General features: G+C 45.5%; 18 protein-coding genes. 5 read left to right on the forward strand and 13 right to left on the reverse strand.

What is annotated here, in order from left to right; translation table 11 throughout:
• Nucleotides 1-56: 56 nt before the first annotated feature.
• On the reverse strand, nucleotides 57-1,595 hold the full coding sequence (locus tag LEPBO_RS0127685; protein WP_017290845.1) for an amidohydrolase family protein: 1,539 nt from the start codon (nucleotides 1,593-1,595) through the stop codon (nucleotides 57-59).
• A 369-nt stretch (nucleotides 1,596-1,964) separates the two neighbouring features.
• Here LEPBO_RS0127685 and LEPBO_RS0127690 point away from each other — a divergent pair, with 369 nt between their 5' ends.
• Complete coding sequence (locus LEPBO_RS0127690) at nucleotides 1,965-2,708, forward strand: SH3 domain-containing protein (protein ID WP_017290846.1); 744 nt, start codon at nucleotides 1,965-1,967, stop codon at nucleotides 2,706-2,708.
• Between the two features lie 15 nt (nucleotides 2,709-2,723).
• Here the strand turns inward: LEPBO_RS0127690 and LEPBO_RS0127695 are convergent, their stop codons facing one another.
• The 5 genes from LEPBO_RS0127695 to LEPBO_RS0127720 all read right to left on the reverse strand — a co-directional run bounded on the left by LEPBO_RS0127695 (nucleotide 2,724) and on the right by LEPBO_RS0127720 (nucleotide 7,714).
• Nucleotides 2,724-3,260 carry an alpha-ketoglutarate-dependent dioxygenase AlkB family protein gene (locus LEPBO_RS0127695; protein WP_017290847.1) on the reverse strand — a complete coding sequence of 179 codons (537 nt, stop codon included), beginning with the start codon at nucleotides 3,258-3,260 and terminating at the stop codon, nucleotides 2,724-2,726.
• 882 nt (nucleotides 3,261-4,142) lie between these two features.
• On the reverse strand, nucleotides 4,143-5,270 hold the full coding sequence (locus tag LEPBO_RS0127705; RefSeq protein ID WP_190806247.1) for an aryl-sulfate sulfotransferase: 1,128 nt from the start codon (nucleotides 5,268-5,270) through the stop codon (nucleotides 4,143-4,145).
• Nucleotides 5,271-5,485: 215 nt separating this feature from the next.
• Entirely contained in the window at nucleotides 5,486-6,157 is a 672-nt protein-coding gene (locus LEPBO_RS0127710) for an O-methyltransferase (protein ID WP_017290850.1), read from the reverse strand.
• 72 nt (nucleotides 6,158-6,229) lie between these two features.
• Complete coding sequence (locus LEPBO_RS0127715; RefSeq protein ID WP_017290851.1) at nucleotides 6,230-7,030, reverse strand: SDR family oxidoreductase; 801 nt, start codon at nucleotides 7,028-7,030, stop codon at nucleotides 6,230-6,232.
• 78 nt (nucleotides 7,031-7,108) lie between these two features.
• Entirely contained in the window at nucleotides 7,109-7,714 is a 606-nt protein-coding gene (locus LEPBO_RS0127720; RefSeq protein WP_026148970.1) for a thioredoxin family protein, read from the reverse strand.
• Nucleotides 7,715-8,135: 421 nt separating this feature from the next.
• Between LEPBO_RS0127720 and LEPBO_RS40415 the strand changes: the two genes are divergently transcribed.
• Together LEPBO_RS40415 and LEPBO_RS0127730 are read left to right on the forward strand one after the other, a co-directional pair.
• Nucleotides 8,136-8,492, forward strand: a complete 357-nt coding sequence (locus LEPBO_RS40415; protein ID WP_017290854.1) for a hypothetical protein — start codon at nucleotides 8,136-8,138, stop codon at nucleotides 8,490-8,492.
• Between the two features lie 772 nt (nucleotides 8,493-9,264).
• Nucleotides 9,265-10,962 (forward strand): iron uptake porin, encoded by a 1,698-nt coding sequence (locus LEPBO_RS0127730; RefSeq protein WP_017290855.1) that lies wholly within the window; start codon nucleotides 9,265-9,267, stop codon nucleotides 10,960-10,962.
• A gap of 9 nt (nucleotides 10,963-10,971) precedes the next feature.
• Here the strand turns inward: LEPBO_RS0127730 and LEPBO_RS0127735 are convergent, their stop codons facing one another.
• The 4 genes from LEPBO_RS0127735 to LEPBO_RS0127755 form a co-directional block, all read right to left on the reverse strand.
• On the reverse strand, nucleotides 10,972-12,258 hold the full coding sequence (locus LEPBO_RS0127735) for an MFS transporter (RefSeq protein WP_017290856.1): 1,287 nt from the start codon (nucleotides 12,256-12,258) through the stop codon (nucleotides 10,972-10,974).
• A 387-nt stretch (nucleotides 12,259-12,645) separates the two neighbouring features.
• Entirely contained in the window at nucleotides 12,646-13,137 is a 492-nt protein-coding gene (gene cpcA, locus LEPBO_RS0127745) for a phycocyanin subunit alpha (RefSeq protein ID WP_017290858.1), read from the reverse strand.
• Between the two features lie 59 nt (nucleotides 13,138-13,196).
• Nucleotides 13,197-13,718, reverse strand: a complete 522-nt coding sequence (locus LEPBO_RS0127750; RefSeq protein WP_017290859.1) for a phycocyanin subunit beta — start codon at nucleotides 13,716-13,718, stop codon at nucleotides 13,197-13,199.
• A gap of 889 nt (nucleotides 13,719-14,607) precedes the next feature.
• A complete protein-coding gene (locus LEPBO_RS0127755) occupies nucleotides 14,608-15,525 on the reverse strand; it encodes a TauD/TfdA dioxygenase family protein (protein WP_017290860.1) in 918 nt (305 codons plus the stop codon).
• A gap of 395 nt (nucleotides 15,526-15,920) precedes the next feature.
• On the opposite strand from LEPBO_RS0127755, the gene LEPBO_RS0127760 reads away from it, so the two are divergent.
• Both LEPBO_RS0127760 and LEPBO_RS44625 read left to right on the forward strand, forming a co-directional pair.
• Complete coding sequence (locus LEPBO_RS0127760) at nucleotides 15,921-17,006, forward strand: aliphatic sulfonate ABC transporter substrate-binding protein (protein WP_017290861.1); 1,086 nt, start codon at nucleotides 15,921-15,923, stop codon at nucleotides 17,004-17,006.
• 27 nt (nucleotides 17,007-17,033) lie between these two features.
• A complete protein-coding gene (locus tag LEPBO_RS44625; protein WP_017290862.1) occupies nucleotides 17,034-17,168 on the forward strand; it encodes a hypothetical protein in 135 nt (44 codons plus the stop codon).
• A 200-nt stretch (nucleotides 17,169-17,368) separates the two neighbouring features.
• Here LEPBO_RS44625 and LEPBO_RS0127770 read toward each other — a convergent pair whose 3' ends face one another.
• The 3 genes from LEPBO_RS0127770 to LEPBO_RS0127780 form a co-directional block, all read right to left on the reverse strand.
• Complete coding sequence (locus LEPBO_RS0127770; RefSeq protein WP_017290863.1) at nucleotides 17,369-18,745, reverse strand: glycosyltransferase family 4 protein; 1,377 nt, start codon at nucleotides 18,743-18,745, stop codon at nucleotides 17,369-17,371.
• Between the two features lie 145 nt (nucleotides 18,746-18,890).
• On the reverse strand, nucleotides 18,891-19,961 hold the full coding sequence (locus LEPBO_RS0127775) for a glycosyltransferase family 4 protein (RefSeq protein WP_017290864.1): 1,071 nt from the start codon (nucleotides 19,959-19,961) through the stop codon (nucleotides 18,891-18,893).
• A gap of 625 nt (nucleotides 19,962-20,586) precedes the next feature.
• Nucleotides 20,587-26,232, reverse strand: coding sequence for a hybrid sensor histidine kinase/response regulator (locus tag LEPBO_RS0127780; protein WP_017290865.1), 5,646 nt, complete (start codon nucleotides 26,230-26,232; stop codon nucleotides 20,587-20,589).
• Between the last annotated feature and the right edge of the window lie 165 nt (nucleotides 26,233-26,397).

Raw genomic sequence — 26,397 nt, forward strand, 5'->3', positions numbered from 1 at the left:
CTTTAAATCCAGTGGAAAACCAACGAATTCCACCGGATTTAATTCACATCACGTTGCTATGCCGTAACAAAATTCTCTGTGTTCGACTTAGCTTCAATATTGCTCAACTTAGATTCGATCGCGGTTCCCTTAAAGAAATCAGGATTCGCTTCCGTGTAGAGTCTGTAAGGATTCTCAAACACGTAAGCTCTGAAGTCTGCTTCAGAAATCACGCCTTCTTCCACGAGTTCCCAACTTTCTGCCAACGGCAGCGTGATATCGGGTACATCCCAGTGACCCACATCCGAAGAGTAGATCGCATTGATCTTCACACCCAACGGATTCGCTTTATCGTTGAAGGCTGCTGCGATCGTACGATCGTCAGATTCAGACCCAAAGAAGAACGGATTCACCCAGAGATCGCGGATGTCTTCGATGCTTTCAATGCCAGCCGCAGCAAAATCTTCTAACTCGCTACCCACTGGATCGCGACTATAACGATTGAAGGATGCTCCGAGTACGGTGTGAGTCAGTTCCTCTGGGCTGAGATTGTAGCCTTTCGTGATTTCACCACCAAAGCGCTCAAACAACTGGTACAGTTCATTCGAGTTGGTCAGCGCCGGATTGTAGTTCTGGAGCGCTTTGATATTGCGCTTGGAGTAGCGATCGACGAGATGAATGTAAACATGAGCGCCCCAATCGGCTCCGCCTTCTAGCATCGCAACGCGCAATTTCGGAAAACGTCGCGTTACTCCACCAAAGAACAATGCTTTTGCAAACGCCTGCGATCCGTCTGCAAAGTGGCCAATGTGATTGTTCATGTAGTTACTAATGGAAGAACGCCCTGTCCAACCTTGGCTTCCATAGTGCGTGGTCACCGGAACACCCAATTCCACAACCTTTGCCCAGAATGGATCGTAGTCGTACTCGCTATCCAAGCCAAAAAAGTCAGTGTACGAAGCGTACTTCGCAATTTCCGGAAACTGATCCGGCGGATATTTATCTGCGATCGCTTTAATTGGTCGTCTTACACCACCCGGAATATTGATCACTTTCAAGCCCAAAGTGTTCACCGCAAATTCGAGATCCGCGATCGCTTCTTCAGGTGTGGTCATCGTGATTCCAGCCACAGGTGTTAAGCGATCGCTGTACTTGCGATAGATATCTGCATGATAGTGATTGATCGCTTTTTGCAGCGCCTGACGATGCTCAGGTTTTGCTCCTCCTGCTGCTAGCGCATTGTTTGGAAACAGCACAGAATAGTCTGAGCCTTGCTCCGCCTGACGTTCATGAAGCAACTCTGGTAGCGTGTAGGTTGCGAGATCCAGCGTGTTGCGCGTGACTCTTGCCCACCAGGGCGCTCTCAAAGTGCGATAGTATTGCCGCTCTTCTGGCGTTTGCTGATACCAATCTTTTCCTTCAATTCTAGAATTCAACCGTGAATTCTCTGCCTTGCGTAACTCGTCTACTAAATGCGAACCTCCATAGTTCGCAATATAATCCTCAAATGCAGGCGTAAAGTCATTGGTATGAACATCGGTGTCAATCACCGGATAATTGAGTTGGGCGCGAATCTTAGCAGAACGAGAATTATTCAGACGGCTATGCTCAACCATGATTTATTGTCCTCAATTCGTGTTGAGTGAATTACAAGCGAAGTTCACTAAAGCTTGCTTGTCAAGCTTACTCGTCTCTATCTGAAATGTTGTGTAACTTGGATTACAATTGTAAAATAACCTAACATTTAGATTATCTAATTGATTGAGGACAAAAAATCGAGATGATATACTGCAAAATTTAGGACCGCAGAACGACATTGATTAAGTGCTAGCAGCTTAAACTCTCGCTGTACTTAGACTCTCGTCTCTGGTCATATTCGATGAGACAATGATAATCGGTCGGGTTGGTAGCGCTTGTTGTTAGCACCCGTCAATGTTACTGATTTCATAAGCTACTGCTTCATTTGATTCAAGGTAGAGATAGTTATGTTCAGAAGAAGAGCAGGTTTACTAATTTTTGGAATTGCTGTTCCCTTTAGCTTAGGGACAGGACTATACGCCGCATCACGGTTTGAGAACGTAGCCAGAGACGAATCACCTCCATCTTTTTCATCGCCCACTCCAGCGCAACGAGGATCTACTTATCCTCAGCGTCCATTTAACTTTGTTGATGATGCAGAATCCTACCATGACTTTTATCAGTTCCGTCAACAACTGCGACAAGCAATTAGGCTACGAGATGCTAATTTCATTCGCTCAATTTCTGCACAAGACATCAAGCTCACGCTTGGACCCCCACAGACATGGAATGATTTAAATATAGATGACCCAAAAGCTCCGATCTGGCAAGAGATGGACAAAACTTTTGCTCTAGGTTGTCGTAGCAAAAATAAAGGTGAATCTTGGGTTTGTCCTAATATTTTTGTTGATTGGAATAGAGAATTAGATTCTTTTAATTATTTAGTTGTGGTGCAGGATAAAGTACCAGTTCACGCTCAAGCAAATACAAATGAGTTAGTCATTGGATTTCTGTCAAAAGAAATTGTGAAACTTGATCGTGAGGTACAAAAAGGAGCGCCATTTAATTCTGGATGGATACGCATTATTCATCCTAATGGGCAGCTAGGCTATATTGAGAAGAAATTTACTTATTCACCAATTGGCTACCGCGCTGCCTTTGAAAGGGTGCCTAGCGGTTGGAAACTAGTTTTGTTTTTGGGGGGTGACTAAAGAGAATTGCTGTAACTATTTCCCTTTTGGCACTTGATGCAAGTGAGTCGATTGGCAGCCGGGGCGCATCAAGAGCAGCGACCCATGCTGCAAATCAAAATACTGAATCGAGCCGTCCTGCTTGCGTTTGAGGCTAAATTTGCGGGTCGCACCGAGGCTGACTGAGGAGATCGCAGGATCTTTTCCCATGCTGGCTTCATCATCAGAGTGCCAACTAATTGAGTCAGATCCAGAGCGATAGCGATTGCCGACCGCAATGTGGAAACGATAGTGAGTTTTAGTTTCGATTTTATGATTGAGCCAACGCAAACAATCAGTCCAGGGCAAGGGTTGGAGTAGAACTGAGCCACTGTACAGATAGTCACACCCTGACTCCCCGTAGATTGTTTCTAATCGAGGCACAGGCAGCGTTTTACCGAAGATTCTAATCTGATGTTGTTGCCAATCAAGATGCAAGCTTTGGTCATACAACCAATCGGCTTCTTCAACCGAAAGAAAACTGGGGTCATAATCGAATGGGACATCTGATTGATCGAGGAGTAGAAGTTGCATGATGCTTTACAAGGTAGAGTCTTGCAGACGAAGATTCATTTCTTGTCGCGTTCCGCGCTTTTTGTCGTTGCTTCCGCGCTTCGTGTCGTGTAGTTGAATGGCTGTAGTGGCTGCTGAACTCAACTTTGAGCCATGTAGTATGATCATTTTTTCGCATTCCACGCTTTTTGTCGCGTGTGCCAACTTTGGCTTTTTCTTGATTTTGTGAAGGGAGAAGTAATTGCTTAGAAATCTCCCTTGCCATCTCCTAACTCTTAATCGTTTTCAATCCTCACGACCTCATCGATTTTAGTTTTCCCTCTGTGAACATAGTTGTGTTTGTCTGGATCGATTTGGTGCTGTTGATGGTGCTGTTGAATCTTGTCGCGTCCGTCGCTTTTTGTCGTCGATCCTGCAATTAATGTCGGGCACAAAAAGGAGTCAAAAAGCTTACACCACCTGAATTACTAACCCATACAGCATCTTCTAGGAAGAATCCCGCAATTCCTGACAAAATCTTTCCCATAAAAATCTCTCGCTTTTTGTCGCAGAAATCTGAAAACGCCTTTGAAATAGGCGTTTTAGCAACAAGACATCCTCTTAATTGAGAATTAAACAACACAAAGCGCGGGACTGCCTATGAAAAACTCTTTCGTTCAAAATTCAGATGCTATAAGCATTTCAGCACTTAGACGACAAGAAGCGCGGGATCGACGACAGAAAGCCCCGAACTCGACACCTGATATCTCCAAAGTAATGAGTGCAATGAGTGTTTTTATCGAATCGAGCATTACGATCGAGATGGAATTCTAAACTAATGCCCGATTCGATAAGATTACGATCGTCAAACAAGCTTTACACCATCTCGAATCTGCTAGATTTAAGATAGGTACCCTCTCTTAATCATAAGAAGGTCAACTGCCTTGAGAAGCAACGGGAATCCGAAATGTAGTTAGATCGACAGCTGCGATCGGGTGCTGCGATCGAGCAGTCCCCCCCCGGAACCCAATCGTAGGGAACAGATTGTGCCCGATAGACCCAGTTGGATGAGAGGATTTTACCAGTCGGCAGGACAAGTTGCCCAAAATGCGGACTCACATACTCCCAAACAATCTCTCCATCCGGTGTCACTTGAAAGATGCGTCCATACATTCCTTCATCAATCAGCGTGTTGCCATTAGGCAATCTTCTCGCACTGCTAATAAAAGAACTATGGAACGACCAAACGGGGCGACCAGAATTTTCCCCGGTGTATTGCCACATAATTTCTTTGGTAATGGGATTAATCTCTAGCACTCGCGACCCAGAAAACATCCCAAGCGCGGCAGGTGGAAATCCAGCACTCCCCTGATTATCAAACACAAGTAAGTTTCCTGCACCCGGCAGCCCTTCTGGAATCAGGTGAGCATCGTGTTGTCCACTAATTTGATCCACTGGACGAGGAATCGTGGGATTTTGAATGCGTCCGTGGGGGACATCGTAGCGATCGGGGAAATTGGGTCCCAATTGCCAAACAATCTTGCCCGTTGCTTTTTCGATAATCGCAATGAAATTCCCTTCACGCGCATCCACAATGATGTTGTCTGGATGGAAGCGATCGTCTCCCGCTGCAAACCAGTGATTGTTTCCGAGTACATCCATGTTATTGAACGTCGCAAATCCGCCAGTACGGGCTTTGTTCTGCACAACAAACTTTTGCAGATAGGCAAACCCTTCTGGTGCGATCCCCAACTCGTGAAGATGTTCGCCCAATGTCCATTTCCAGACGATCTCTCCAGCAGGCGTAATCTCAAAAATTGCCTGATCGGTAATGGGTTCCGTACTGATTCCTGAAATCGGCTGCTCTACGGAACTCAAAATCAGAGTATTCCCGTTGGGAAGTCGTGTCCAGTCGTGATGCTGTCGAGCTGCGCCACCAGGTGCTTGTTCTCCCCATTGCCAGACGATGTTGCCTTCCCAGTCGAGTTCACCAATGGTTTTGTTATTAAAAATACTGCTCCAGGGTCCTGGTTCGGTGCTAGAGAGTTGCACTAGAATGTGTCCCCTTTTGCCATCAATCACATTTGGATTCAGGATTTCACTGGGAAATCCTAGATACGACCAAGTGCGCACTTCATTCCCATTATTATCAATTAAATGGCTCCTACCATCGGGTGAACCGAAAAGGACATACCCATTCCAAGCTCTCTCCGGATCGTAAATAGTAACTCCGGTCGGGAAAATACTGTAAGGTATAGCGCTCCTTTTTAGTCCGAAATCACGCGTGCGATCGCGAGTCCGTCATAGCCCTTACTTCCCACCGTCTGAATCGTGGTTGCCTTGACTCGTGGTTCTGCTGCTAAGAGCGTATTAAACTGGCGAACACCCTGGATATTCTCGTCGGTGCTATTGGCATCAATAACCGCACCATTGCGGACAACATTATCGACAATGATCACACTACCGGGCTGAGTCAGTTTCAGCGCCCACTGGAAATACTGTGGAATATTAGCTTTGTCCGCATCGATAAATACTAGATCAAAGGGAGCTTGCCCTTCAGTCGCGAGCTTGGGTAAAGTTTTGAGAGCTTCTCCAACCCGAATTTCAACGACACTTGTGAGTCCAGCCCGATCGATGTTTTCCTGAGCCACTTCAGCATGTTTAGCATTGGCTTCTAAGGTAATCAGTTTGCCATCCGCAGGCAGCGATCGCGCTAGCCAAATCGTGCTGTAGCCCGCTAATGTCCCTAGTTCTAGAATTCTGCGTGCGCCTTGAATTTGAGCTAGGATGTGCAGAAATTTTCCTTGATTAGGTGCAACATTGATTTTGGGGAGATCAGCATCGATCGTCGATTGCAGAACTGCTTCCAGTGCCGGATCAGGCGGTACTAGGAGATCCGTAATATAGTCATCAACCGCTGTCCATTGAGTTTGAGTCATAGAGTCCTTGCATAAATCGAATAAAAGACTAAGAATTGGGTTACCAACGTAAGGAGTTGAAACCATTTCGTTCTAGACCCCAGGCGTTTGACCGCCATCCACCAAAATTTCGCTGCCTGTAATTGAAGCAGCGCGATCGGAAACTAGAAACAGCGCTAATGCAGCAATCTCTTCAGGCTGCACAATCCTTCTGAGGGGGATCGCTTTAATCGTCTCTGCTTTAGCTTCTTCGACCGTGATACCGCGATCGCTAGCAGTTTGTGCTGCTAATCGATCGGCTCGTTCAGTTGCAGTAAATCCCGGTGAGATTGCATTGATTCTCACGTTATATGCAGCGAGTTCTTTCGCAATGCCTCTCGTAAAGTTGAGTAACGCAGCGTTTGTCGTTCCACCCGGAAGGAAATTAGCACGAGGCGTTCTGCCAGCACCACCAATAATATTCACGATGCGTCCATCACGACGACTAATGAAATCAGGAATGACTGCTTTGACTAGGCGAATATAACCGAGCAATTTTAAGTTCCAGGCATCAATAAATGCCTCATCTTCAAGATCGAGCAATGATCCCGCTCGTGCTGATCCCGCATTGTTGATCAAAATGTCAATTTGCCCAAATTCTGCGATCGCTTGAGAAACAACTTTCTCAATACTTTCTGCTTGGGTCAAATCTGCGCAAATTGAAATCACTCGATTGCCTTGCTCTGGGAGTTCAAGAATCTCTGAGATAGCGCTTTCGAGCCGCTGAGCATCACGAGCCACGATCGCCACATTCACGCCTTCATGATAGAGAGCTTTTGCGATCGCCAACCCAATTCCTGCACTTCCTCCAGTGACGATCGCAGATTTTCCAGCCAAGTTCAATTCAATTGCCATAGTTTCGCGTTGATCCTTACTTTACAGAGAGAGGTTAACTGAGTTCACTCGCCATTCGTCCATCAATCTTCAGAGCACCTAAGAAACAGGAGTGCTGACCGCCACTTTGAAATAAACTGGCTCATTTCCTGGCTTCCATTTGATGTTGCATCCGATGCTCGGCTTCTGGTCATAAGCAACAGGCCGGTCAGAGAGCACTGCTGCGATCGCGGCTCTTAAATCTTTGCCCGTTACCGGAATATCATTTCTCGGACGACTATCATCTAATTGCCCACGGTAAACTAAGCGACGACCTTGATCAAATAGAAAAATGTCGGGAGTGCAAGCTGCAAAATAGTCTTTCGCTGTCTGCTGACTTTCATCGAACAAAAGCGGAAAAGATAAGTTGAGTTCCTCAGCAACCTCCTTCAAGGAATCGGGTGCATCGTCAGGATGAGTCATCGCATCATTGGAACTAATCGCGACAATTCCAAGATCTCGATCGCGCGTGTCTTGTCCCAATTGGGCAAGCTCGTATTTAATATGTTGTACATACGGGCAGTGACGACTAATAAATAAAACAAGCAAAGCTTTCTGGTCAGCAAAATCAGCAAGAGTAATCGTCTGACCCGTCACAACATCGGGAAGTTGAAAATCGGCTGCCAATGCTCCTAAAGTCAGCATTATTGAAGGAGTAAGCACCATAAAAAACTCCTGAATCACAAAGAAACTACAGTAAAGCGGGATAGTTAAAAGTAAACCTAAATAGTAAAGAAACTACAGTAAAGCGGGATAGTTAAAAGCTGTTCGTAGCAGCACAATCAACTATAAGAATTATTAGTAGATTTACTTTTCGGCATTACTTTCTCTCGATGAATTTACAGCTTTCATATCAGTCTGATATCGACCTCAAAGAAGCTGAAGCCCTTGGAAAGTCTGATATTGAGACAACATTTATCTCAATATCAAAGCTCACAGATAAATGCACACAACTAATACTCAAGACCCGATTCGCCGCAAGACATCGCGCCAAAAACATTTCTTCTCTAGAGATCTAGTGAAGAATAGAAATGTAACGATAGTTCGAGTTGGCGACTAGTCCATCTATTAGTTAGGAGACTTTTCCATGAGATACAAAAAATTTGCTGGCGGCATAACTGTGCTGTCGCTCTGTTTTGCGTTGGCTCCAATTACAAAAGTAGGTGCATCTGAAAAATCAGTTGCGATCGTAACTCCCAATATTCCTAGCAATGTCGCAGGCGCAAATGCCTTTAACCTGTCCAATCTCGCCCGCAGCGGCTACCTTGAGGGCATTCCTAGCGGTAGCCAACTCTCTTGGGAACTTGCAACAGGACGCATCACGGCTCACGATATCGTCAAAGCTGGAGTTCAAGCGAATCAGGTTTCCTCTGATGCACTGAACAACCCAGCATACATTCGAGCTATCGAACTCAACCTGGCTGAACCTCGGATCAGCGACTAGCTTTCGATTCTTCAAGAGAGGAGATAAAATCGCGCGACTATCGCTGAGATCACCGAACTGTCGATAGCAGTTCGGTCACACTCATAAGATAGTGCGCGATCGTCACATCACTCTTGAAGTCCCTTCAAGCAAAACTCAATCAACGGTTCCCTCTCGTTCTGGAACATCCCCCAAAGATGTCGCAAAGCAAGAGGGATTTTTCATGAAACAAGAATTCTAATCTCCGAATCACGGGATGCACATGAAGCTAATTGGCGACTAGTCCACACACTCCGTCTAGGATAAGAGGTTTAAGAATTTTTCCTTGCTCTTGTACTACGGTGAATCGATAGAGATTAAGTAGTATTATGAGCCTATTTCCATGAATAAATCAACCTTTCCTTTATGAATAATTGCGATCGCTGTCACAATTTATCTCCAGAATAGTTACGGTTGTTCGAGCTTGAAACGAGTCTCTCCGGGAAAATGTATTCAATTTAGCTTGATTTATAGAAAAGCTTGTGAAACGATACTCTGAACGAATAAAACTACTTAATACCTATAAATTTACAGTAGTTTTAAGACTCGGTTAATCGCATTACTCTTGTCGATCGCATCAATTGAAGGGGTGCTTCTACGCCGCTTGAAGTGCGCCTTTGACCAAAGTACTGTCCTACCACAAAGCGGATCTCTTGCTGTCGAATTTCAGCAGTGAGTTCAAATCATTCTTGCTTTGAATCGTACTTGCCCTTGTCCTTAGCGATGTTTGCAAATTTGGATGTGAGGTTATTGAATGTTGAAAATTTCATGGAATTCTCGATTCTCTTGGTCACTGTTTCTAAGTACTGGTATTTTGCTGGCATCAACCAGTCATGCAACAAAAGCAGCGGCTTCAGAGGTCACTCCGTTACCGCTTGAGCAGACTCGCTCAAATCTCCCTACTCCAAACGTTTCTCAAATCGAGCAATCTCTTGACTCAACTGTGCAGCCCATCAATCGACTGTCGAATCAAGTCACCTCGGTTTCTCAGCTTTCGGATGTTCGACCAACCGATTGGGCTTTTCAAGCACTACAGTCTTTGGTCGAACGCTATGGGTGCATTGCCGGATATCCCAATCGCACTTATCGCGGCAATCGTGCACTGACTCGCTATGAGTTTGCAGCCGGACTGAATGCTTGCCTCGATCGGGTCAATGAACTGATTGCAGCAGCGACAGCAGATTTAGTTAAGAAAGAAGATTTAGCAACCCTACAAAAATTACAAGAACAGTTTGCGACAGAATTAGCAACCTTGCGGGGGCGGGTCGATAAGCTAGAAGCACGAACTACGACACTAGAGAAACAACAATTTTCGACCACAACGAAACTGCAAGGGGATGCAATCTTCATTGCGGCTGATACCTTTGGAAATCGCGCAAACAATACTGCTGCAAACGATACTCAAGATGACACTCAAGCTTTCTTTGCATATCGGGTGAGGCTGTCTCTCTTGACGAGCTTCACGGGTAAAGATTTGCTCTTTACTCGTCTTGCTGCCAATAACGTTCCCAATCTACAAACGTCAACGGGAACAGCTGAAACTCGTTTAACGATCGACAGAAGCAGTTTTCCAGAGAGTTCCTTATATCTCGACTCTCTTCACTACCGATTTCCGCTCGGAAATCAGACCACGGTTTGGGTTGGAACTCGTCAGCTTCAGCCTGTTGTATTTGCACCGAATCTCAATCCATTGATCGGAGGTGCAAATGGTGCTATTTCTCGATTCGCAACTCACAATCCAACCATCTATCGACCTGGTTTTGACGGTGCAGGTGTTGGGGTGTCCCATCAGTTTAGTCCGCAGCTTAGATTCGGCTTAGGCTACTTAACCGATGATACTCAAGCTCCAAATCCTAATGCAGGACGAGGAATTTTTAGCGGCAATAATCTGCTTTATAGCCAACTCACTTTTACGCCGAGTCGCAACTTTGATATTGCGTTTAGCTATGGACGCAAGTACTTTGGGTCCAACACTGGGTTCAACCTAACAGGAGGAACAGGAAGCGCTTTTGCGAGAAACCCATTCCAGCAAAATGCAACTGTTTCCGATAATTTCGGGCTGCAATTTCTCTGGAAAACAAGCCCTACGCTCCAAATTGGAGGATGGTTTGGCTATACTCGCGCTTTCCAAGTTAAAGGAGCAGAAAACGAAGCAACCATCCTGAACGGAGCGATATCAGTTGCATTTCCCGATCTATTCAAGAAAGGAAATCTCGGCGGAATCATTGTTGGGATTCCGCCTAAAGCAACAAGTAACAACTTCCGCCCTACACCCACAGCCGCTCGCCGCGTTGACTCAGATACTTCACTACATCTAGAAGCGTTCTACACGTTCAAAGTGAACAACAACGTCAGCATTACTCCTGGTGTTTTTCTAATTACTAATCCTGAGCAAAATCGTAATAATGATTCGATTTTGGTGGGAACAGTTCGCACAAACTTTAGTTTCTAAAGTGAGTTGCTAAAGGTTGACACTCTGACGCGATGCAGTCACCATTTGAATTGAGCGCGTCAGATCAGGCAACTTTTGGCCATACCAAGTCGATCCGAGAAAACAAACGATCGCGCAGACCATCAAGGCTTGAGGTGCTCCTAGATAGTGAGCAAGCGTTCCTCCTATCAAATTACTAAACGGCATCATTCCTACCAGAGACATGGCATAAATGCTCATCACTCTGCCGCGTTTACTCTCCTCCACGATCGATTGAACCACAGTATTACTACATGCAACTTGCAGTGTTCCCGCAGCCCCTACAAATACTAAAATCGCAAGAGAAAGTAAAAATGATCGTGATACTGAGAAGGCAATCAACCCGATCCCAATAACCGCAGGACACAATCCAATCGTTCGCTCTAATCCAGCAATGCCTCGACGCTGACTAAGATAAACACAAGCCAGCACCGATCCCACGGCTCCTGATGCACTCAGAAATCCGAGCGAACTCGCTCCGCCTCGAAGAATATCTGCTGCAAACACAGGCAATAAAGCCGTATAAGAAATACCAAATACGCCTTGAATTGCCAAAAGCAAAATAATCATACGAACAGGCAGAAAATTCTGAACATAGTTAAATCCTTCTTTCAACGATTTCCAAGCACTGACCTTCGATTTTGAGATGGCTGGGCGATTCAACCGCATTGATGCTAGCGCCCAGATTGCTGCAAGATAGCTCAGCGTATCAAATAGAAAGCAAAAGCCTGCTCCAACCGTTGCAAGCAAGATACCACCGAGTGCAGGTCCAAACAATCGAGAACTACTGAGCATAATCGAATTGAGCGCGATCGCGTTTGCCAGATCCTCACGCTCTGTGACCATCTCGCTGACAAAAGCATGACGAATTGGCATATCTAACCCTTTCACCATCCCCAATAAAACACTCAGCAACAGCAGAGACTGGAAGTTCGCCATCCCAGTAAAGACAAGCGCAGTCAAAGTACCCGAAACAACCATACCCAGGAGTTGCACGATCGTTAGGATATAATGCCGACTCCAGCGATCAGACAATACGCCTGCTAAAGGCAAGAGAATGAGTGTAGGTAGAAATCCTAGAAAGCCTGCTAGACCCAGTAACCAAGGCGAATGAGTCAAATCATAAATCAACCAAGGAACCGCGACTTGAGTCATAAAGGTTCCCGATAGAGAAAAAGTTTGCCCTAAAAAATAAAGTCGAAAGTTACGAGATCGAAATGCAGGCAGGTGAAGTTTGAACCGCACTTGCTTGCTGAATCGCTGATACAAATTTGCCATAACCTAACAATTTGCTTCCACTGATAAAACCAACAAGATTGATACCTAGAATAAGTTTCAGGGATCGATCTTCCGTTATCTTACTATACGAAAAACAAACTGTTAGATATTCTAAATAAATAATTTTGCATTGAGGTAAATCTTTCTAAGCCGCAATCAGAGCATCACTCACTATAGGCAATAGGTTGAAATAGAGTTTAAGCTTTCTAATTGCGTGAAGCGTGATGTTCACAAAAGCTTGAGGCAAATCTGTCTCTTGAAAGCCAGCATTCTGTAAATTGCTGCAGAACATTCATTTCTCATCTTAAAAAGAAAACCTTCATGTAGCTAACTCAACTAAGCTACATGAAGGGCTAGACGCTTTTAACTTGTATCGGAGATAGACTGCTAACTCAGAGCATTGACAACATAATCAATGTAGGAGTTCAATTCCACAGCAGGATCACCTGTCAAACCGTGATTGGATTTGATGTGTTTGAGAGCTTCGATGTACCAGCTTGGAGAAAGCTCGAATGTACGGTTGATTTCAGACAAACCCCCAATCAGATAATCATCGATAGGACCCGTCCCTCCAGCAACCAAAGCATAGCTGATAATCCGCAAGTAGTAGCCAATGTCACGGACGCACTTCGACTTGCCGCGTGCATCAGAAGCATAGTTTGGACCTTGCAACTGTGTGGTGTAGGGGAACTTTTGGTAAACCGCGTTTGCAGCAGCTTCAGCTAAACTCGGAGCTTTGCTCGACAGTTGTTTCGCTGCTTCCAATGAGCTTGCGGCTTGGCGGAACCGACCAAAAGCAACTTGAAATTCAGTGCTGCTCAAAAAGCGTCCTTGGGAATCAGCAGCGCTCACCGCTTCAGTTAGTGGAGTTTTGGACATTGATCAAGATTCTCCTAAATGTGTACATGAATAGATAAAACAGAGAGATGTGCAATTGATTAGCCAACTGCTGCCGCTGCTCGATCGAAGTATGTGGCAACTTCCGCTAGAAGACTGCTGCAATCTCCTTGCGTAACACCATTGGGATCACCTGCGATCGCCAGCGATGCTTCTTTCAGCTTTTGAATTCCAGCCGCAACCGATGCACCCGGAACGCCTAAAGCCAAATAAGTTTCTCGCAAGCCGTTCAATGCTCGGTCTTCCAAAATGCTGACATCACCCGTGAAAATTGAATAAGTGACATAGCGCAAGATGATTTCCAAGTCGCGCAAGCAAGCAGCAGCCCGACGGTTCGTGTAAGCATTTCCACCTGGAGCAATCAGTTGAGGTTGTTCTTCAAACAGACTGCGAGCAGCATTTGCAACGATCGCAGATGCGCTACCGGAAATTCGGTTAACGACATCAATGCGCTTATTGCCATCCCGCACCAAACCAAGCAAAGCATCGAGCTGACCCGGATTCAGATAGTCACCGCGAGCATCTGCCTGAGAAATCACTTTTGTAAACGCATCTTGTACCATTATTGCCTTCTCCTAATTGTAACGTTGACGAAAGTTTGAGTCTAAAACTCAAGTCATAGAAGGGAATACTATATTTCCTAAAATCCTGAAAAACATCAAGTGGAAATTAGCCTGTTACTTCTAATTCTTCTATTAGAAATAACGAGAACAGTTCGGAAGAATTTCAAACTGCATTTATCCCCTACAAATTAGTTTTTACAACAGTGTTATGCCTATTTTTGTTAAAAAATATTGAGCAAATAAGTCAGTTAAACATCATAAAAAAGAGGAGTATTTTTAGAACTGATTAAATCCCTCTTCAATCATTAATGATAAAAAGCAATTAAGTTATTACGTATACAAATCACAAGATTAATTCAGCAAACTGCTCGCCAATTCGGCGTTTTACCCCAAAAAAGTACTTTTCAAAACTTAAAGATTTGCTCTCAGAATCCTCTAGATTTTTCGATTAGTTCATCAATTCAAATTATTAATAATTGAGTTTCGCTTATTAAAATTGATAGAAGCATTGCTAAAAACAATTTACTCAATAACGCAAGAAAATAGAAGCAAACTACCTGTTGAAGTTTGCTTCTATTTTTACAACTGTACTTAATTTGTTGAATTATAAAGCCCAAAAGTAGGAAAGTCATTAAAAATCAAAAACCACTCATATTTTCGCCGAAACGCCTTAGCTTTTTAGGCGAAAATTATTATGCGGTTTCTATTCTTGATGACAGTACTTCTCGTCTTTTTACATCCAAAATAATTCGATGAGCGAAGCAATCCTAAGCGGATGTTTTACTGCGCTCACGTTATCTTTTCGTCCCGAATTCCATTTTGGGGCGGGTGAATGCTTGTGACTCAACCTCATTCAACGATCGATTCCCATCTTTGGGACAAATTGACATTAAGCTATGACAGGTTCTTGCGGTGTATAAGAAGATGAATCTCCCTTCAGGGCTTGACTATGCTTACCATCAACACTGAGCGGAAGATCTCCTGAGATAGTAACTCGCTGCATCCGGCGAGACTGATTGCCATAGTCTGCGATCGCATAGTGCTGAGTCGCTCGGTTGTCCCAAAATGCGACATCTCCTGCTTGCCAGCGCCAGCGGACTGTATTCTCTAAGCGAGTGACATAAGACTGTAGCAATCGAATCAGATCATTGGACTCTGTTTGAGATAGCCCTTGCAAACGCCGCACAAATCCACCAATAAAAAGTCCCCGCTCTCCTGACTCAGGATGCACTCTGACAACCGGGTGAACTGTTTCGTAGACCGTTGAAGTAAACACTTCCCGGTAAGCTCTAAATTCTTCCGATAAATCTAGAGCAGGAGCCGCATAGTCATAAGCATTACTATGAACCGCCCAAAGTTGATCGGCTAGATTTCTAAGAGATTCAGGCAGATCTTGATAAGCAGTGACCGAATTTGCCCAAACAGTATCACCACCAACTGGAGGAATGGTTACTGCTCTGAGAACTGAGCCGAGCGGTGGGCGATCGACAAACGTCACATCAGTATGCCAATGATTTGCGCGAGCCACCGTGCGATCGTAGTCCAAATCTAAAACTTCTGGCTGTCCTTCAAGCGATGGCACTGTGGGATGAGCCGTTGTGACCTCACCAAACCGACGCGCAAATGCAACCTGTCCATCAGCATCTAAGTTCTGGTTGCGAAAGAAAATGACTTTATAGTGTACGAGTGCTTTGCGAATCTCACCAATCGTTTCATTCGTAAGAGCGTCACGCAAATCAATTTCGCCGATTTCAGCCCCAATCCGTCCAGCGATCGGTTGAACTTTTAGACTTGTCGTTGTTGTCATTGCTTAAAAGTCTCCAGAGTCTTGTACTTCGCTTTGCATCGAGTTGAGCGAATTGTTAGACGAACTAACTGAGCAATTCTCCGTTATATCTACCGACTTAGTCAAGAATAAGTCGTAAAGAAATTCTAGATTCTCGTCATACTGCACACAGGCAGATTGACCAAAAATGTCAAGTCAGATCGATACAAAATATGGCTGAAAGCTCGATTCAATTGGCTGCAATCGCTCAACAGAGATCTTGATTTTGCAAAGCGGATGTGACATTATCGGTCAAGTTAAATCTACAGTATCTCTACCAATTTTACGTAGATTTAACTTGACGGATTTTCATCATTTGTCAAACAACAGTCTGACCACACCAAAGTTTACCGTTAGTTTTTGCATTGTAACCAGCTATGCTCAATCGAATTTTCATTGTTTTACGATCTGTTGTGGGTCGATCCTTTAGTCTTAGGGATAGCACGTTAGCTATCCCGGTTTGGCTGCGCTTTGCTTTACTGGGGTTTGGTTTGAGTATTGCGATCGCAGCTTGCTCTCCCACAACACCGACCGTCTCGAATAGTCCAAACGCTTCTCCAGTTGCGACAAACGCACCTGCAAGTAATGTGGTGCGCTTTGGAATTCAGAAGGCAACGATCTTGCTCAAAACAAAAGGCGATATTGATAAGCGCTTAGCTTCAGAGGGTGTGAAGGTGGAATGGACAGAATTCCCTGCAGGCCCGCCAATGCTTGAAGCGCTCAATGCAGGAGCGATCGATATTGGTCCAGTCGGAGAATCACCCCCTATTTTTGCTCAAGCCGCAGGAGCCGCATTAACTTACGCAGCCGCGATTGCTCCGAATCCAAAAGGTAATGGTGTACTTGTCCTTAAAGATTCACCAATTCAGAGTGTTGCCGATCTCAAAGGTAAAAAAGTAGTGTTTGCTAAAGGATCAAGTGCAAATTTCTTGATTGTGCAACTACTAGAAAAGGCAGGATTAAAATTTAGCGATATCGAGCCTATCTACTTAACCCCAGCAGATGCTCGCGCAGCATTCGTCAAAGGAGATGCAGATGCCTGGGTAATTTGGGATCCTTTTTTCGCAGCAGCTGAAGTAGGAACAAATTCTCGCGTGCTCGCAGATGGGACAGATGTCAATAAGTTAGGCGGCTACTATATTGCATCACGTAAGTTTGCCGCCGAGCAACCTAAAATCTTGAAAGCAATTTTAGAGGAAGTTCGGAATCTAGAAAATTGGTCTGACAAGAATCGTGATGAAGTTGCAACTGTGCTCACTGATGCACTGAAGCTAGATGCAGAAGCTGTCAAGAAAGCAACACAGCGCAGAGTGTTTGGACTCACTGCAGTAACCAACGATATCATTGCTGAGCAACAGAGAGTTGCAGATACCTACTACCAACTCAAGCTGATTCCGAAACCAGTCAAAGTTCAAGACGCGATTCTGCCACCTGATCAAGTCGCTGCTTTTGCTTTGAATTAAGCCTATCAATTGAACTGAAGTTCAGTGATGTATCACCGCGATGTTCAACTTGAATGTTTCGGTGAGTTGAAATCAGATCTATTCAACGATAGTCACATTGGCGGTAGAACAGTCATCAGCCCTGCTCTGCGACAAGCGATCGCAGATGAGTTTCGATTGTAGTTGTCACGACAATTATCGATCGACTGGAATAGCAGGGCTGATGACTGTCGCGACATACCAAGTTGCTATATACCAAGTTGCTATTACCTGATTTGAACTATCAGACAATCTTCATTCCGCCGAATTCGATCTCATCCTCAATGTTTTACTCGGTAGAACTGAAGATTGCCAGATGCTCACTTTAATCGAGCTAAATACCTCTACGACACCTTCGTCAAATTCGTCAAACTCTTCGCAGGAATCGTATTGACTCTGGAATAAGCGACCTTGCGAGGAGCTAAAATCACTCCATCTCCCATAATCGACTCTGCCAACGACCGACGATATAAATCACTCAACTGTGCCGAAACCCCAGTCCAGCTAAAATTCTGCTGCACCCGTTCCGAAGCCCGTTTGCGTAATTTTCTCGCCCACAATTCATCATCCAAAATCCGACCGATCGCTTCCGCAAATGCCGCCGTATCTTGAGGCGGAACGAGCAAGCCCGTCTCACCCGGAACCACCGTAAACTTCAACCCACCGACATCCGAAGCCACGACAGGAGTCCCGCACGCCATCGCCTCGATCGCGACCAATCCAAACGGCTCATAATGGCTCGGAATCGCACACACATCCGCCGCCGTGTAATAAAGCGGCAAGCGATCGTGACCCACACGTCCCGCAAAAATCACATTTTCAGCAATTCCTAAGTCAGCCACGAGTTGTTCAATTCGTTGGCGTTCGTCTCCATCCAGCTTATCTGCTGCGCTTCCTCCAACAATAACCAGCTTTAAATTCGACGGATCAGCCGAACTATGATGAATCAAGGCAAACGCTCTAACTAAGGTTTCAATTCCCTTCCTCGGATCAAATCGTCCGACATACAGCACCACTTCATCAGTCGGCTTTAATCCCAATTCCTTGCGAGCATCCAACTTCGGAATCACATGAAATCGCTTCAAATCCGTCCCACAAGGAATGACTTCAATCCGCCCTGCATCAGACACGAGCGATCGCAGCATCATTTCTTCTTGCGGACTCGTCGCAACGATACACCGAGCCTGTTCTAAAATTTGTTTCTCAACTGCTAAGCGGGTTTCCGCGATCGTCGGGCGATTCGGAACCGACTGATATTTCACTGCACCTAACGAATGATAGGTGTGAATAAGCTCAACATTATGTGTTTTTTGAACTTCTAACCCCACCCAAGCCGACATCCAATAATTCGTATGAATCAACGGATAATTCTGCTTTGCCTGGTACTTGAGAAACGACTCGACAAATTCCGGCATGAACTCAAACAATTGATCCCGCGGCACAAACTCTTCTGCACCCGCTTTCAAGCGAATGGTTCGACAATGCGGATTATGCTGCACGATGGTCGCATCATCCGGATTTGCCTTGCGAGTAAACATATCCACCTGCCACCCCAAGCGAGACAGGGCCTCTCCCACCTGGCGAACATAGACGTTCTGACCACCCGCTTCTTCCCGACCAATCTCAGCCGCCGGATCACCATGTTCTGAAATTAAAGCGATCGATTGTCTTGGAGCCTTCTGGATCGAAGACTTTACATTTTTCTCAGGACTGATAACCATAAATTCCACCTCAACAAATTTAAACAGCACAAGCGAGGGGAGTGAGAAGGTAAGAAGTGAGGAGATGGGAAGAAACACTTTTCTCTAGCCCCCTACTTCCTCGTCCCTACCTTAAAACCCCTTCCCTTTCAGATTCGCAATTTTGCTACTTGAACTTGCTCAACACTTTGCCATTAACCTGAAACAGCCGCTCTCCTAGCAACTGGCGGTACACCGCTTCGTATCCATCCGTCATCCGCTGGACGCTGAAATTCTCAATCACATGCTGACGACACACCGCTCGATCGATCTCTGCTACCCGATCCAAAGCCGCAACACACTCATCCACTGTCTCACACAAAAATCCCGTCTTTCCATCTCGAATCACTTCTGGAGCCGAACCCAATCGCATTGCGATCACTGGAGTTCCAGCCGCCATCGACTCGACCATCACTAACCCAAACGGCTCTCTCCAAGTGATTGGGAAGAGCGTAGCCACGGCCTCACCCATGAGAATATTCTTCTGAACGTGATTCGCCTCACCCAGATATTGAATCTGCTCACCATCAATCTGCGGTAAAAGCACCTCTTCGTAAAACTCTTGATCGACGATATCAACCTTTCCAGCCATTTTTAACCGCATTCCGGTGCGCTTCGCAATCTCGATCGCGTGATGCGGCCCCTTTTCTGGCGACAAGCGACCCAGAAACGCTAAGTAAGGCGGATCATTCGGCTCAGCATAAAACTTGTAACTATCGACATCAATCCCGTTATAAACCGTTGCGACACAGTTCATATTCAGGCTAGGTTCGCGCTGAGCATCTGAAATACTCACATAAGGCTGCGATCGAGCATACGCATAAGCCTTAGATGTATCCGAAGTAAATGTGCCATGTAGCGTATGAACCGTCGGCGTTTTCACTAATTGTGCGTAGGGTAAAGCTGGGCAACCCATGTGAGAATGAATAATATCAAACTCATGTGCACGTTGATAAACGTTCCCCAGTTGCATTGTTTCGTAGATTTGGTATTCCTTCACCGTCGGATCATTCCGAATCGCACGAGGATGCACCGATTCTAACTGCGCCAAGGTGATCGAGTCCCCTGTGGCGAATAATGTGACTTCGTGACCGCGACGTACTAACTCATCCGTCAACAGGCTCACGACTAATTCAATGCCACCGTACGCTGGGGGAGGAACACGCTCCCACAACGGGGTAACTTGAGCAATCCGCATACAAAACCTCCTACAAGGTCAAACAATTTAGTCGCCTCACACCTTTAGCAGAGACTCTCTTTTCTTGCTTCCTAGGAGAGCTAAGTCAGATTTAATGTAAATTTCGCAATTTGCCAAGACGGGCATTTCGACTTGACAGCGTGAGAAATACCACCTCACTCACGAAAACACTACGTGAATACTACGAGATGCCCTCAGCATTTGTACTTACTGAAACTGGCATTTTTGCAGTTCTGGAATTGCCAGTTCCGTCTAATTCCTAGCCTATTCTTGATCTATCTCTATATGACGCTACAGAAGGCTTGTAGTCACTTCCACGATCGCTTGTTACTTCGGTGTTCGGACATTACGAAATCTTGCACTTTATCCATGCAATTCACGCTCGTTGAAAATGAGCATGTATGTCACTTTTCCTACCAAAAGTTAAAATATGTAAAGTTTTGTAGGGAAGTATCTACGCGAGGAAATCTACATGAAATCTATAGATTTAGGCTCAGATTTGTAGGTTATCGCAAAAAAGGCTCTACCGATCGATAGATTTCCGCTTTTTTTAAGAAAATTCTAAAACTTCAGAAAAATAGCGGAACTTGCGGTTCCGCCTTGAAGATTTAGAAGCAAATTTGTCCTAACTGTTCCCAGAATGATTAGCAGAAATTAAAACTTCTCCTTTTAACATCCGCTGCGCCGCATCCAGCAGTGCTTCTTCCAGGTAAGGCTTTGTAAAATAGCCACTTGCGCCCAGAGATGCTGCCATTTGGCGATGTCGGTCTGCACCACGCGAGGTGAGCATTGCGATTGGCAAATTCGCCAAGTTCGGATCTTTTTGAATCCGAGACAGCAACTCTAATCCGTCCATTCGCGGCATTTCGATATCGCAGAATACAATATCGCACGGCAACCCTGATCTGAGTTTTTCCCACGCTTCCTGACCGTCGCGGGCTTGTTCCACCCGATATCCGACTTTATTAAATGTCATCGACAATAACTCACGTACCGTAATCGAGTCATCGACAATCAGCACCATCGGCTCAGTCTTCGCAACTGTCTCAACAACAGGCTGACCCGCTCCCTGCTCCCACATGGAGCCAGCATCGCGACGAATTCGACCTACAGATAAGTCAATCAGTTCCAAGACATCCGCAATCGGCATAATCCGCCCATCCCCAAGCACAGTCGCACCCGCAACTCCAATCGGCTTAGGTACAGGACCTTCAAGCTGCTTGATTACAATTTCTTGCTCACCCAACACCTGATCGACTTGCAGTGCCAAATAATTTCCGGCACTTCTCAAAATGACGATCGAAACCATATCGTCTTCCTGATTTCCGCCGTATACATTACCACGGCTAAGATGACGGTTATATCCCAGCAAATCTTTCAAGGGTCTTACCGGCAGCAATGTATCACGCCAGCTGATACAGGGATTCCCTTCTGCGTCCGTTTGAAGCCGCTCTTTCGGGAGATCGAGCATATCTTCGACCCCATCCATTGGGAATGCAATCCGAGCGCGATCGCTAATACAACAGAGCGCTTTAGAAATACTCAACGTTAGCGGTAAGCGAATCGTAAAGGTCGTGCCTTTGCCTTGCCCCGAATCTGTACTAATCGCACCCCGAATCTCACTGAGACTGGTGCGCACCACATCCATCCCAACGCCACGACCTGAGAAATCATCTGCTTGATCTTTCGTACTAAAGCCTGGATGGAAGAGCAGATCATAGATGTCCAAACGAGAAGCATTCTTCGCTTCTGCGGCAGTGATCAAACCTTTCTCGATCGCTTTCGATCTGACCCGTTCCACGTCTACCCCTGCTCCGTCATCAGACACAGAAATCACCGTCTGATTTCCTTGGTGGAATGCCCGAATCGTAATCCGGCCTGTCGGCGACTTTCCTGCTGCACGACGAACTTCAGGATCTTCGATACCGTGGGTGATTGCGTTGTTCACCAAATGAGTCATTGGGTCATATAAATGCTCCAGAATCATTTTGTCAATCAAGGTATCGCGCCCTTCAATTACAAGCTCAGCTTGCTTTCCACACTTCATCGCGATATCTCGAACCGCACGAGGCAACCGATCCGCCGTTTGAGCAAACGGAACCATTCGCGATCGTGTTAATCCTTCTTGTAACTGGGTCGTCACCTGCCGGAACATTCGAGTCACTTGATCTGCTTCATCGACAATAAACTCGATGTCAGAAGAAGACTCTCGAACTCTCACGATTAACTCAATCATCTCTTGCGAGAGCGAGTGAAATCCGGTGAAGCGATCCATTTCTAATGGGTCATACTCAACCCCTGTCGAATGTCCATTGCCGCCATTGCGTTCTGAACCACCAAAGGGAACGCGATGATTTTGACGACTTGCAAGCAGTGAACTCTCAAGCAGCGATCGCTCATACAAGTCCTGCATCCGTTGACCAACATCACTTAATTGCTGCACCTGGTACAACAAATTATCCAGCGATTGCCGCAAACGTTCTTGGTCTTGCTCCAAGCTGTTTCGATTAACAACGAGTTCCCCAACCAAATTGCTCAGGTTATCAAGATGCTTGATTGGAACCCGCATCGTTTGCTCACTAAAGCCTTTTGCAGCACGAGGAGAACGCCGCCCTGGAGTTACTGCTGCCCGATTCGCTGGAGAACCGCCCATCGTTTGGTCAGCTTCTTCAAGCATTTTCTCCAAGTCGCCGAATTCTGCATCATCTGCATGACTTGCAACAACGCTAGTTTGCGGAGAGGTCACTTCTGGTGCATCTGCGAGTAGAGATTCGAGATCATCAAAATTCTCTCCTGCTGCAGCTTCGTTCGATAAAGGCTCATCTAAGAGCGAGTCAAGATCATCAAGCTCATTCGATGTTTCACCTAACAACGCATCCAGCTCATCATCTGAGTCTAACAGACTATCAAGTTCATCTAATTCGTCTTGTGATGCTGGCGTTTCGGGCTGAGAGTTCATCGCAGCCATGCCAACCCCTAACCCCGTTGCGATCGCGGCGGTTCCAATTCCAACTCCCAACAGCGAATTTAAGTCAGCATCTGCATCGCTCTCTGTTTCGTTCAACAATGCATCTAGATCATCAGGTTCAATTCCATCTCCAGACTCAAAATCGCCCAACTCCAGATCATCTGTCAGACTTGGCTGAATTTCCTCTGCTGCTTGACCCTGTACCTCTGCCCCGAATAAATCCAAACTGAGGTCGGCAAAATCATCTTGAGGCTCAGTCACTAAAGCTTCACTAAATCCCAAGTCAAAGTCCGAAATATTTTCTAACTCGACTGCCGGAGATTCATCAGCGAATGCCTCTAAATCTTCACTAAATCCCAAGTCAAAATCTGAAGTGCTCTCTAATTCGACTGCTGAAGATTCATCAGCGAATTCAGAGAAGTCAGAACCAATCAGTGTATCCAAATCAAACAGATTTTCATCAGCGGATGCAGAAGGTTCTTCAGCACCAGTTTCAAATGAAAAGTCAAGTAAATCTGCAACTGCATCGTCTGCATCTGAAATGGAACCGTTGTGTAACTCTGATTCAGACTCTTCTGATTCAGACTCTAGAGATAAATCATCTGTTGCAAAGTCAAGCAGTTCCATCTCATCTCTTGCCGCTACGCCGTTGAGATTTTCTAGCTCAGCATCGAAGTCAAGCAGATCAGAAAGAGGATCTGCTGATGTTCCTGGGGCTTCATCGGCAAGTCCTAATTCTTCATCAAAATCTGGCTCTGTGCTTGAGAAATTTAACAAATCGGCAAGAGCATCCTCTGCATCGATCGACGATGAACTCTCAAGATTAAGTTCCGCTTCTAGCTCAGCCTCATCTGAAGAGAAATCTAAGAGATCTGCAAGTACATCGTTGGGTGCAGAAAAGTTGTTCGTTGCTTCAAAGAGACTATCTTCTTCAATGCCAAGCTGATCCAATCCATCAAGATTCAGATCGCCCTCATGCTCAAAACCTAACTCATCCAATTTAGAAGCAGCTGAACCGTTTTGGTTGAAGTCTGATTCACTGAGCAATTCACCCAACTGTAAATCTTCAGACAGAGATGACTGTGATTCGAGTGCCAAATCCTTGATCGAGTCTCCCTCTGCTGATCCTTCAGAAAAGAGAGAATTAAGAACAGCGTCTTCCGAAGCATCTAGTCCCAATTCTAAATCTTCTAATCCCGCCTCTTCCGAAGCATCTAGTCCCAATTCTAAATCTTCTAATCCCGCCTCTTCAAAGCCATCAAGCCCGAAATCTGAGTCATCAAGAAGCTGTGAAGCAGCGGCTTGACCATTGAGAGTTTCTGAGTCATCTAGTCCCAAATTCAGATCTTCAAGTTCTAAATCTTCAAGCCCACCTAGTTCCAACTCGTTCTCATCGAAAAGCTGCTCTGCATCAGCTTGACCATTGAGAATTTCGGTTTCAACCAGAAAATCGTCGGAATTTATCTCTAGATCCAAACTATCCCACGTATTAGGTGATAGCACTGCTGCTGAACCTACTTCCAGAGATTCAGCAGGTGTATTCGTTGAGACATCTTCTTCAGCAGGTTCAATCTCAAATTCGTTAAGATTCAGTCCATCAGACGGATTTTCTTCAAAGATATTTTCTAAATCAGCAGAATCGAATGTAAGCGCTTCTTCTACAGCAGATTCGCCTGCAGCAGCCAATCCTAAATCATTATCGTCTAGTCCTGCAAATAGCTCACCTAGGTTGTCTAAAGAGCCTTCAGCTTCTTCAAACCCACTCACAGGTAAATTACTCTCTGCTACTAAATCCAAGCCGTCTAGCTCATCCAAACCTAGATTATCGATGGCTTGATCTTCGATCGGCGTAGGAGGCACTCCAAATTCAGTAATATCGTCAGAAAAATCAGGCAATTCAAACTCATCAGCCGCCTCAGATGATAGAGCACTTCCTAAATCTGACGCTTCTCCACTCAACAGTTCTGCTAAATCATCTGAACCGAACTCTTCAGATGCTTCAGAGAACATACTGCCAAAACTATGACTTTCCGAATGATTCGCCTCAAAAGAAGTTACTTCTAGATCAATGACTTCTTCCTGCTGCCAAGTTGCTCCCAGATCCGGCGTTTCACCTTCAAATAGGTCAGCAAGACTATTGAGTTCGTCCATTCCCATATCAGCGCCATTGCCATCGAAAGAAAGAACTTCTTCAGATGGGAGATCATCTAACGCTGATAAATCCAATATGCCATCTAACTTCAGATCATCCGAGGCACTTACACTATCAGATACTGCTAGATCGAACATTTCATCCAGATTCGATGCGCTCAAGTCATCTGTTTCCGCATCTGATGCAGCAAACATATCATCCAAGCTCAGATCATCCGCAGCATCCGTAGAGGTTGTTGCAAAATCTAAGCCAGAGAAGTCTAGCTCTTCTGAACTCTCTGTGTTGGCGATCGCAAAGAAGTCTGCCAATTCTAGATCTGTTTCAGCCGTTTCAGCCGTAGCCGGAGCCATTGCCTGTAAAGCATGGCTCGGTGCAATCTCTTTTTCTCGTCCTGCTAACACCAGTCCCTGTGCCAACTTGATCTCAGTAATCACAAGTGGTGCCAGGTCTCGGTATGCATTCTGAGAATTACCGATCGCTTGACTGGCTGTTTCAATCAGCTGACTCCAGCTCGCCAATCCAAATGCTTCTCCAAGTCCTTTCAAGCCCGCACAAATTTCCTGTAAGCGAACTCGTGCATCCAGATTTGTCTCTGCTTGCCGGAAGATTTGCAGCATTTCCCGCAATTGCGCTGGAACATCGTTTTGGAAAATCAACAGTAGAGCATTATCTTGCAAAACACTCTCAGCTTGAATCACCGTTCCCTTACTTGAACCTGCAGATGCCTTGCGTTCTAATTGCGCTAGATGTGATTCAACTTCCGAAAAGACAGGTTCCAACGTGACCAGCGCTGCTTGTGCCTCATCCTCATCCAACCCAGTCGGCATTTGCAGTTGTTCTAAATGCTCTTTTAGCGTATCAAACACCTTTAACAAGAGCGTCTCTAGCTTTTGATCAGATTGAATTGTGGGCGTTTCCTTCAAGGTTTTGAAGTAATCCTCCAACCGATGGGCGGTCTTCTGAATGCTGTTCAAGCCCAACATCGCCGCACCACCTTTCACCGAGTGTGCCGCTCGGAAGACCTCATTTACCATTTCTGGGTCTGTCATGGTGTCTTGCAGATTCAGCAAACCCTGCTCGATCGTATTGAGATGGTCTTTTGCCTCCTCAATAAAGTAGCCCATGATTCGCTGCTGTTGTTCCGGCTGCATCACACTGTCCTTTCTGTAGATGAGTAATCTCCGTTGAGACTGGTTGAGCCTCTGGGATGAAAATGACCAATGAGAATGAAAAAGTCATCTCAGTTGGGGTGGCGTTTCACCAAGGTGAGAACACTCCGTACAATTGGCTTTACTGTACTGGAAGTTATTCGATCT

This window comes from Leptolyngbya boryana PCC 6306 (assembly GCF_000353285.1).
Classification (GTDB): domain Bacteria; phylum Cyanobacteriota; class Cyanobacteriia; order Leptolyngbyales; family Leptolyngbyaceae; genus Leptolyngbya; species Leptolyngbya boryana.